The 9,446-nt window shown below is 63.9% G+C and carries 9 protein-coding genes; 2 read left to right on the top strand and 7 right to left on the bottom strand.

The genetic code is table 11. The features are described 5' to 3' along the window. The 7 genes from RMO57_RS11630 to RMO57_RS11600 form a co-directional block, all read right to left on the bottom strand. Window positions 1-531 (bottom strand): glycosyltransferase (locus tag RMO57_RS11630; RefSeq protein WP_310386783.1); only part of this gene is annotated, 531 nt, incomplete at its 3' end. Further along, window positions 528-1,619 (bottom strand): glycosyltransferase, encoded by a 1,092-nt coding sequence (locus tag RMO57_RS11625; RefSeq protein ID WP_310386781.1) that lies wholly within the window; start codon window positions 1,617-1,619, stop codon window positions 528-530. The genes RMO57_RS11625 and RMO57_RS11630, both read right to left, overlap by 4 nt. Continuing rightward, window positions 1,616-2,203, bottom strand: coding sequence for an acyltransferase (locus tag RMO57_RS11620; protein WP_310386779.1), 588 nt, complete (start codon window positions 2,201-2,203; stop codon window positions 1,616-1,618). The genes RMO57_RS11625 and RMO57_RS11620 overlap by 4 nt, the downstream gene beginning before the upstream one ends. After that, window positions 2,184-3,434: a lipopolysaccharide biosynthesis protein gene (locus tag RMO57_RS11615; RefSeq protein WP_310386776.1), complete on the bottom strand. Its 1,251-nt coding sequence runs from the start codon at window positions 3,432-3,434 to the stop codon at window positions 2,184-2,186. The genes RMO57_RS11620 and RMO57_RS11615 overlap by 20 nt, the downstream gene beginning before the upstream one ends. 18 nt (window positions 3,435-3,452) lie before the next feature. Next, window positions 3,453-4,550 (bottom strand): DegT/DnrJ/EryC1/StrS family aminotransferase, encoded by a 1,098-nt coding sequence (locus tag RMO57_RS11610; RefSeq protein ID WP_310386785.1) that lies wholly within the window; start codon window positions 4,548-4,550, stop codon window positions 3,453-3,455. Window positions 4,551-4,552: 2 nt separating this feature from the next. Then, complete coding sequence (locus tag RMO57_RS11605) at window positions 4,553-5,137, bottom strand: acyltransferase (RefSeq protein ID WP_310386775.1); 585 nt, start codon at window positions 5,135-5,137, stop codon at window positions 4,553-4,555. 2 nt (window positions 5,138-5,139) lie between these two features. Further along, entirely contained in the window at window positions 5,140-6,210 is a 1,071-nt protein-coding gene (locus tag RMO57_RS11600) for a Gfo/Idh/MocA family oxidoreductase (RefSeq protein WP_310386773.1), read from the bottom strand. Between the two features lie 82 nt (window positions 6,211-6,292). Between RMO57_RS11600 and lysS the strand changes: the two genes are divergently transcribed. After that, the gene (lysS, locus tag RMO57_RS11595; protein WP_310386771.1) at window positions 6,293-7,816 is read left to right on the top strand and encodes a lysine--tRNA ligase; all 1,524 of its coding nucleotides are present in this window, start codon (window positions 6,293-6,295) and stop codon (window positions 7,814-7,816) included. A gap of 192 nt (window positions 7,817-8,008) precedes the next feature. Beyond that, window positions 8,009-9,436 carry an SIR2 family protein gene (locus tag RMO57_RS11590; RefSeq protein ID WP_310386769.1) on the top strand — a complete coding sequence of 476 codons (1,428 nt, stop codon included), beginning with the start codon at window positions 8,009-8,011 and terminating at the stop codon, window positions 9,434-9,436. Window positions 9,437-9,446 lie beyond the last annotated feature (10 nt).

The raw sequence follows: 9,446 nt of genomic DNA, 5'->3' as shown, positions 1-9,446 counted from the left end.
CACCTTGGGCAGCATCGAGACGACCACATCAGCGTCGCGGTAGGCCTCGTTCTCGGCCTTTTGGCACAACATCGCGAAGGGGTGGCGCGGTGACATACCGCTCAATTCGATCGGAGAGAGCGGCCACAAATCGTGCACCTCGTAGACCAGCTTGGCTCGGGCCTTTTTGGCGATGCGGCGAGCCGGCCAAATGTCCATGGGATAGGTACTCGACGCAATCACCACGTCGGGTTGGAAATTCTCGGCCAGCGCATCGGCATCATTCCAAAGCTGGCGGCAAAACGACCAGATATTGCGCAGCCGGCCGAAGCCATTGCCTGCGTAGGCGGGCGTGCCGTACCAGACATAGGCGACACCGGCTATGGTCTGCCCGCCGGCCTGCGGCTGCGTGCTGCGCACATGCGACTCCGAGGCTGCCAAGATCAGCACCTGATGGCCGGCACGCCGCCACTCGCGGGCCAAATAGAACGGGCGAAACTCCATGCCATGCTGAGGTGAGCCGGCGTAGTGGTTGATCAGCAGTATCTTCACGTGCTTGTTTCCAGTTCCCTCAAGCGGCTCAAAAATCGCTGCACGGCCGGCGCAAACAAACCATGCTCGGCCACCCAAGCGCGGTTGACGGCGCCAATGGCGTCGGCCCGACCTGCCAGCGCGAGCAACTGCGCCGGCAAGGCAGTCATTGCGAGGCCGTCCAAGATCAAGCCCTGCCCCGCCCCGTCACCCAACAACTCATGATTGGCCGGCAGATCAGACAACAGCGGCACGCACGCATGCCCCATCGCCTCAAACACCGACACCGAGACCGAATCACTCTGCGGAAGGCTCAAGTACCAGCGCGAGCGGGCGTAGTGGATGGCCTGCGCCTTGGCCCCGAGGCGGCCGACAAACTGCACCTGCTGCGCCACGCCCAATTCATGCGTTAGCGCCTCCAGCTCGGCGCGCAGCGAGCCGTCATTGGCCACCACCAATCTGGCCTCGGAGATCTGCGCCGCCACCGCCGCAAAAGCTTGCATCACCAGGTGCGGGCGGTAGATCGGCTCCAAGCCTCGGTTGGCAAAAAACAACCAAGGCTGCTTACGCACATTCGCCTTCGGCATCGCGTCCAGGCCGAACGGAAAGGTCATCACCTCGCCCGCGCCCAAATCGTGCATGCGCGCCGTCATATGGCGTGAGTCCGAGGTGCAAAGCGCGCAAGCTTTGAGCACTTGGGTCGTCAGCCAGCGATAGGCCCAGCTCAGATCGGGCGTCACCAAAATATCGCTGCCCCACGCCGAGCCAATGATGCGCGCCCGCAAGCGCCAACCGCGCCGCGCCGCCCAGGCCAGGGTGCCATGCGAGGTCAGGTAGTGGGCGTGCAAGAAGTCGGCGTCGACGCGCTTGAGCCAAGCGCCCAGGCCAGGCAGCTGCATGAACAGGCCGAAGTTGCCGCCGCCATGGTCGGGCTGGGTCTGCATCGCGTAGCGCCGCGCCGCCGGCAGCAAGGCTTCGAACTCGGGCGTGAAACCGCGTGACGACGCCGCCCAAAGCTCGATCCCGGGCGATTGCGCCAAGGCGCGCGCCCACTTGAGCAGATGCGGGCTTTCGGCGTCGCCGATCAAGACCAGCTTGATCGCTTTCAAACCGGCAACTCCCCGGCCCAGGCCTGGTAGTGAGCGGCCAGCATCGGGTGCAGGGCCAGCAGCTTGGCATCGGCGGCACGCACATCGCCGACTTGGCGCGCCGGCTGGCCGGCCATGATGGCAAAGTCGGGCACCTCGCCGCGCACCTGCGCATAGGCACAAACGACCACGCCCTTGCCAATCACCGCGCCGGCTTCAATCAGGCTATGCGGCCCGATGAAGCTGTAAGCGCCGATGCGTATCGGCGCTTTGATGAAGCCGGGGCGCTCGCCCACATGCTCAACATACTGGCGGCCTAGCAGGCGAATCGAGCGGTGCGAGCTGTGCGTGACGATGCTGACGAAATTGGTGATCTGCACACCTTCGTCGATCTGCAGGCCGGCGGTGGCGTCGATGAAATTGAACTGGCCGATGAAGACATGGTCGCCCAGCATCAAGCCCCCCTCACCTTCGATGCAGGTACTCGGCGCGATCCGGCTATGGAGCAAGGCGCGCCCATCTGCGGCCCGCTCGCCAAAGACGGTGCGCAGGCCGGTCGCCCACAGCAAGCGGCGTCGCCAATGGTTAAGCCGGGATCGAAACATGTTCACCCACTCGAGGAAAGTTCTGCCAGTGGGCCAAGGCCCAGAAAAAATATGTGAAGTACGCCAGCATAGCGGCTGACACACCCCAGGCCGCGCCGACCAAGCCGCCCAGGGCCAGCCCGCCCGCCAGACCCAGCACAAACAAGACTTGCCCGGCCAGCGCCAAACGCAGACCCCACGCCTGCGCCCGCCAAGCCATCATCGCCACCGACAGCGGCGAGGCGACGAAGTGCAGCGCGATATAGGGCGCCAAGGCCCGCGCCACTTCGCCCGCCGGCTGCCACGCTTGACCAAACAGCGTCGCAAACATCCACGGCCCACCCAAGAGCAGCGCCAGCACCAAGGGAGCCGACAGCAGCAGCAAGACAGCCATGGTCCGGCGCACCACGCGCAGCGCCTCAGGGCCGTCCACAGCGGCCACCAAACGTGGGTACAACACCTGCGCCAGCGCGCCCCCAATCAAGCCGGCCGGCGCCTTGCAATAGCGCAGCGCCAAGGCCCAAAAGCCAGCCGCCGCATCCCCCGCCCAAGCCGCGATCAGCAGCATGGCCACGCTGTCTTGCAAGGCGCCAACAAAGGCGTGCGGTGTGTTGAAGAGCGGAAAATCGCGGTGCTTGGTCGCCATCGCCCGCAGCGCTTGGCTCGGCACGCGCCACAGCCCGGCCCAGCCGCCCAGTGGTGCGGGCCGAGCCAACAAGGCCGCTGTCGCCAGACCCGCCAAGATCGGCCCCAAGAGCAGGCCCACCACCCCCAGGCTGAGCAGGCCAAACACCAGCTGCAGCAGCGCGCCGCCGCCATATTGCAAGACGCGCGCCCAGGCCAGCAAGTGAAAACGCTGGGCCCGCATGCCCCACAGCGTCAGCCACTGCGTGGCAGCAGCGGCCAGCACCGCCAGCGGCATCAGCCAGCTAAAGGCCAGGTCTTGCCAGGCCCACAGCATCCCGCCGACGACGGCGCTGACCGCCGTCACCACCAGCAGCACGCGGGCGCACAGCGCCATCAAGACGGCAGCCGGCGAAGCCTCGGCCTCCAACGGCAGCGCAAACTCGTAGCGAGCACAGCCGACCACGGCCACATTGCTCGCCAAGGCCCATAAAAACGAGAACTGGCCGAACTCGGCCGGCGTGTAGACGCGCGTCAACCAAGGGCCGAGCAGCAGCGGCAAGGCCTGCGCCAAGGCGCCGCCGGCCAGCAGGGTCAGGGTCGCCCGCAGCAAGCCCTTGTTAGCCATCGGACGGACGACGACTCATCAAACCCGCAAGGCGCTCGCCAGGGCCGCCACCACGCTGTCCTGCTGCGCCTCGCTCAGGTCGGGGCTCATGGGCAGGCTCAACACGCGCTCGGCGGCACGCTCGGCATGCGGGAAGCTTTTGCCCTGCCCGTACTGCGCATAGGCCGGCTGCTTATGCATAGGCTTGGGGTAGTGGATCGCGGTCGGTATGCCGGCGGCGTTGAGTGCTTGCTGCACCGCTTCGCGCTGCTCTACTTGCAGCGTGAACTGGGCCCAGACGCAGTCGCGATCGGGGCGCAAACCCAAGCCTTGCAGCGGCAAGTCCTGCATCAGCTGCCGGTAGCGCGCGCCCAAGGCGCGGCGCTGCGCCAGTTCCCACTCAAAGCGCTCCAGCTTGGCTAACACGATCGCGCATTGCAGCGTGTCCATGCGCCCGCCCACGCCCAGCCGGGTATGGGTGTAGCGCTGGCTTTGGCCATGCACGCGGATTTCACGCGCGGCCTGCGCCAGCGCGTCGTCATCGGTAAACAGCGCGCCGCCGTCGCCGTAGCAGCCCAGCGGCTTGCTGGGGAAGAAGCTGGTGGCGCCGAAGGTGCTCAGGGCGCAGCTCTTCTTGCCCTTGTAAGTCGCACCAAAACTCTGCGCGGCGTCTTCGATGACCGGCAAATTGCCATGCGCGGCCGCCACCGCATTGATCTCGTCCATATCGCAGACCTGCCCGTACAGGCTGACCGGCATGATGGCGCGGGTCTTGGGCGTTAGGGCCGCTTCGATCAGGCGCGTGTCGATATTGCAGGTGTCGGGCTCGATGTCCACAAACACCGGCTTGGCCCCCAGCAAGACAATCACCTCGGCGGTGGCCGCAAAGGTGAACGGCGTGGTGATGACCTCGTCACCGGGCTTCAGGTCAAGCGCCATCAGGGCAATCAACAGCGCCTCGGTGCCGCTGGACACGGTGATGCAATGCTTGGCGCCGGTGTAGGCAGCAAGTGCCAGCTCCAGCTCCTTGACCTCGGGGCCCATGATGTACTGGCCGTGGTCGAGCACGGCCTGGATGCGCGCGTCGATGCGGGGTTTGAGCGCCGCGTACTGCGCCTTCAAGTCAATAAAGGGCAGGCTCACAAGCTTCCCACTTTCACGAGTTCGCACACCTCGCCGGCCAGTTGATACTGATCGCCGGTATGCGGGCATTCGGCCAAACCCTGGGCATCAAAGGCCAACTTCTCGCCATAGCGGCTCATCCAGCCAATGCGCCGGGCCGGCACGCCGACCACCAGGGCAAAGTCAGCCACGTCTTTTTGCACCACCGCGCCGGCGCCGACAAAGGCGTAACGGCCAATTTCGTGGCCACAAACGATGGTGCAGTTGGCACCCAGCGTCGCGCCCTGCTTCACCAGCGTGCGGCGGTATTCATTCTTGCGCGCCACCGCCGCGCGCGGGTTGTAGACATTGGTGAAGACCATGCTGGGGCCGCAAAACACATCGTCCTCCAGCGTCACCGCGTCATAGACCGAGACATTGTTCTGCACGCGCACGTTGTTGCCTACAGCCACGTCATTGCCGACATAAACGCCCTGGCCCAAGGCGCAGCGCTCGCAGATGCGGGCGCCGGCGCTGACGTGGGCGAAGTGCCAGACCTTTGTGCCTTCGCCGAGTTGAGCGCCGTCGTCAACGATGGCGCTGTCGTGCTTCCAGTAGCCCATGATCAGAACACCAGCGGCAGACCAACGCGCTGCCCGTCGCGGGCGCTGCGATAGGCCGCAATCAAAATCTCCAGCGAGCGCAAGCCCTCATAACCATCCACTTGAGCGTTGGCCTCGCCGCGCAGCGTCTTGATGACGTTGTCGTAGTACAGCGGATGGCCAAAGCCATAGACGCTGCTGGACTCGTAGTTAGCACTCAATACAAGCGCATCCTCGGGCCGCTGGTCCGCAAACTGCCAGTGCTCAATCTTGTTGACCGCCGTGCCGCCGATCTTGACGGTGCCTTTTTCGCCCAGGATGGTGATCGATCCTTCCAGATTCTGCGGGAAAGTCAGCATCGTCACATTGACCGAGGCCAGGCCGCCGTGGCGCAGCCGCACGCTCATCACGCCGGTGTCCTCGGCCTCGATATCGCGGTCCAGCGTGGCGGTGTAAGCATGCACGCTGTCGACCGGGCCGACTAACCAGTCGAGCAGATCGACATAGTGGCTGGCTTGGTTCATGAAGGCGCCGCCGTCCAAGTCCCAGCGGCCGCGCCAGGGCGAGGCGTCGTAGTAAGACTGCGGCCGGGTCCAGAACACATTGACGGTGCTCAGAAAAATGCGCCCGAAGCGGCCTTGCTGGATCGCCTCGCGAACCTTTTGCACGGTGGCGTTGAGGCGGTTTTGCTTGACCACAAAGAGTTTGACGCCGGCGTCGCGGCAGGCCCGCACCATCGCAATGCCTTCGTCGAGCTTGGTCGCCATCGGCTTTTCGCTCAGCACATGGCGGCCGGCGGCGGCGACGAGCATGGCCTGCTGCGGGTGCAGGCCGCTGGGGGTGGCGAGCACGACGATGTCGGCCGTTTTGTCCGGTTCACAACCGGCGAGCAGAGCGTCGAGAGAGGAAAAACCGGCCGCGCCGGTCAGCGCCACTGCAGCCGCAAGCGCCTCGGGTTTGCTGTCGCAGACCGCCACCAATTCGGCATCGCCGGCATGGGCCGCGATCGCCTCGATATGGTTTTTGGAAATGCGCCCGCAGCCCACCAGGGCGAAGCGGATAGGTCGATCAAGAATGGGCAGACTGAGGCGCATGGTGGGCCGAAAGGAGGTAAGCCTTCGATTCTACGGGGGTGCGTCTAAAATCGCCGCAAATTCAAACCGGCTACGCCCTCAGATGACCCAGCACACCCCCGCCGCACCGCACCACGCACCTGTCGCCGTTGACGAGAACCAGCTCATCACCGAACGCCGCGAAAAACTCGCCGCGATTCGCGCCGTCAACCCCATCCCCTTCCCCAATGATTTCAAACCCCAGCACCGCGCGCTGTTGCTGAGCCAGCGCTATGGCAATCTGGAGAATGAAGAGCTGGAGCCTTTAGCCGTGGCGGTCTCGGTGGCCGGCCGTTTGATGTTGAAGCGGGTGATGGGCAAGGCCTCTTTTGGCACCCTGCAAGATGCCACCGGGCGACTGCAACTCTTCATCACCAAGGACGGCATCGGCGAAGAAAATTACGCCGCCTTCAAGCATCTGGACCTGGGCGATATCGTCGGCGCCGAAGGCGCCTTGTTCCGCACCAAGACCGGCGAGTTGTCGGTGCGGGTCACGAATCTGCGCCTGCTGACCAAGAGCCTGCGGCCGCTGCCCGACAAGTTCCACGGCATGGTGGACCAGGAGCAAAAGTACCGCCAGCGCTATGTCGACCTGATCACCGACGAGACCGCACGCGCCCGCTTCGTCGCGCGCTCCAAAGCGGTGTCGTCGATCCGCAGCTATATGGTCGAGCATGACTTCCTCGAAGTCGAGACGCCGATGCTGCACCCGATCCCGGGCGGCGCCAACGCCAAGCCCTTCATCACCCATCACAACGCGCTCGATCAGCAGATGTTCCTGCGCATTGCGCCCGAGCTGTATCTGAAGCGCTTGCTGGTCGGCGGCTTTGAGCGCGTGTTCGAGATCAACCGTAGCTACCGCAACGAAGGCATCTCGGTTCGGCATAACCCCGAATTCACGATGATGGAGTTTTATGCGGCCTACTGGACGCATATCGAACTGATGGACTTCACCGAGGAAGTGCTGCGCCACGCTGCCCGCGCCGCCACCGGCACGGCCGCTATTCAATATGCCGGCAAACCGGTCGATCTGGACAAGCCCTTCGCCCGCCTGTCGGTGCGCAACTCGCTGGTTGAGCATGCCGGCCTGAGCCCGGAAGAGGCCGACAACGCGCTGGTCTTGCGCGAGCGCCTGGCGGCTCTAGGCGAGGCAGCGCCCAAACATTGGAATCTGCCCGAGCTGCAATTCGGCATGTTCGAGGCGGTGGTGGAAGAAAAGCTCTGGCACCCGACCTTCATCATTGACTATCCCGTCGAGGTCTCGCCGCTGGCGCGCGCCTCGGACGCCAACCCGGCCATCACCGACCGCTTCGAGCTCTTCATCACCGGCCGTGAGTACGCCAACGGCTTCTCCGAACTGAACGACGCCGAGGACCAAGCGGCGCGTTTCCAGGCGCAGGTCTCGAACAAGGAAGCCGGCGACGAAGAGGCGATGTTCTATGACGCCGACTTCATCCGCGCGCTGGAATACGGCATGCCACCGGCCGGCGGCTGCGGCATCGGCATTGACCGGCTGATGATGTTGATCACCGATTCGCCGTCAATTCGGGACGTTATTTTGTTCCCTGCGCTGCGCCGGGAAGCTTGATCTGCGAGCTGAGCCTGCTGCATCACGCGACCTCCACCGACCTAGCGCTCTTGACAGAAGCGGAAGCAATTTCGTGATCAGCAAGCTGCCGGCCGAACTGCGCGAGACGCTCATTCGGAACCTGCGGCACCTCACCCACATCGGCCGTCGCTCTGCGGACAACCCGTCCCAGTCGGTCGAAGCGGCTTGACCATGCAATTCGTCGCCAACGGCCCTGACATTCCAGATGCTCTCTTGCAAGCGCACGAAGAGGGGCGCGTTGTGTTGTTCTGTGGAGCTGGCATTTCTTACCCCGCAGGGCTGCCGGGATTCAAGGGGTTGGTGGACAAAATCTATCAACGCGTCGGCACGACCTGTACGGCCATTGAGCAGGAAGCCTATAACCGCGAGCATTTCGATGCCACCCTGGACCTGCTTGAGCGACGGCTGCCTGGGCAGCGTATTGCGGTGCGCAAAGCACTCGCGGAAGTCCTGCAACCCAATTGGCGCAGCAAGGGCGCCACGGACACACACGCCGCCTTACTGCAACTGGCCCGCCTCCGCGAGGGTTCGATCCGCCTTGTCACCACCAACTTCGACCGCGTGTTTGAACGAGCCGCCCACCGCACCAAGCAGCGTTTCAGTGCCTATGCAGCGCCGATGCTTCCCATCCCGAAAAGCAGCCGCTGGGACGGATTGGTCTACTTGCACGGACTGCTGCCCGCCAAGGTGGACGACAGCACGCTCCACCGGCTGGTGCTCACCAGCGGCGACTTTGGCCTCGCCTATCTGACCGAACGCTGGGCGGCTCGCTTCGTTAGCGAGCTATTCCGTAACTACGTGGTTTGCTTTGTCGGCTACAGCATCAATGACCCGGTACTTCGCTACATGATGGACGCGCTGGCAGCCGACCGAATGTTGGGCGAAGTCACCCCACAGGCTTATGCCTTGGGCGACTGCGAGCCCGGACAAGAGCAAGTCAAGACCGTCGAATGGGAGGCCAAGGGCGTTTGCCCCGTCCTCTACGAAGTGCCCGGGGGCAGCCAAGATCACTCGGCGCTGCACAAGACTTTGACAGCCTGGGCTGACACCTATCGTGACGGCATCCTCGGCAAAGAACGCATCGTCGTGGACTACGCCGTAGCTCGCCCTTCCGCAAGCTCACGGCAGGATGACTTCGTGGGGCGAATGTTATGGGCGCTGTCACATGAATCAGGGCTACCCGCAAAGCGCTTTGCGGACTTCAACCCCGCACCACCGATCGAATGGCTGGAGGCGTTCTCGGAGGATCGTTACCAGCACGGCGACTGGAGTCATTTCAAAGTTCCGCGGCGAGCAGATGTGGACGACAAGCTGCGCTTCAGCTTGATCCGTCGCCCCGCGCCGTATGGGCGTGCGCCGTGGATGTCGCTGGTTTCAGCTGGCGCTGCCGGCAGCGATTGGGACGACGTGATGTTCCATCTGGCTCGCTGGCTGGTGAGGCATCTGAACGATCCAGCGCTGATCATCTGGCTGGCGCAGCGAGGGGCACATTTACACGAACGACTGCCGGCACTGATTGAGGACGAATTGGATCGCTTTGTGCGTTTGGACGCAATCGCTCTCTCCTGCCACGCCAGACTGACAAAACGGAGCGGTTGATGTTCTTGAA

It is taken from the genome of Roseateles sp. (assembly GCF_031397715.1).
Classification (GTDB): Bacteria; Pseudomonadota; Gammaproteobacteria; order Burkholderiales; family Burkholderiaceae_C; genus Paucibacter_A.
Note: the sequence above shows the minus strand (reverse complement) of the source record. Positions and strands in the feature narration are given on the sequence as shown.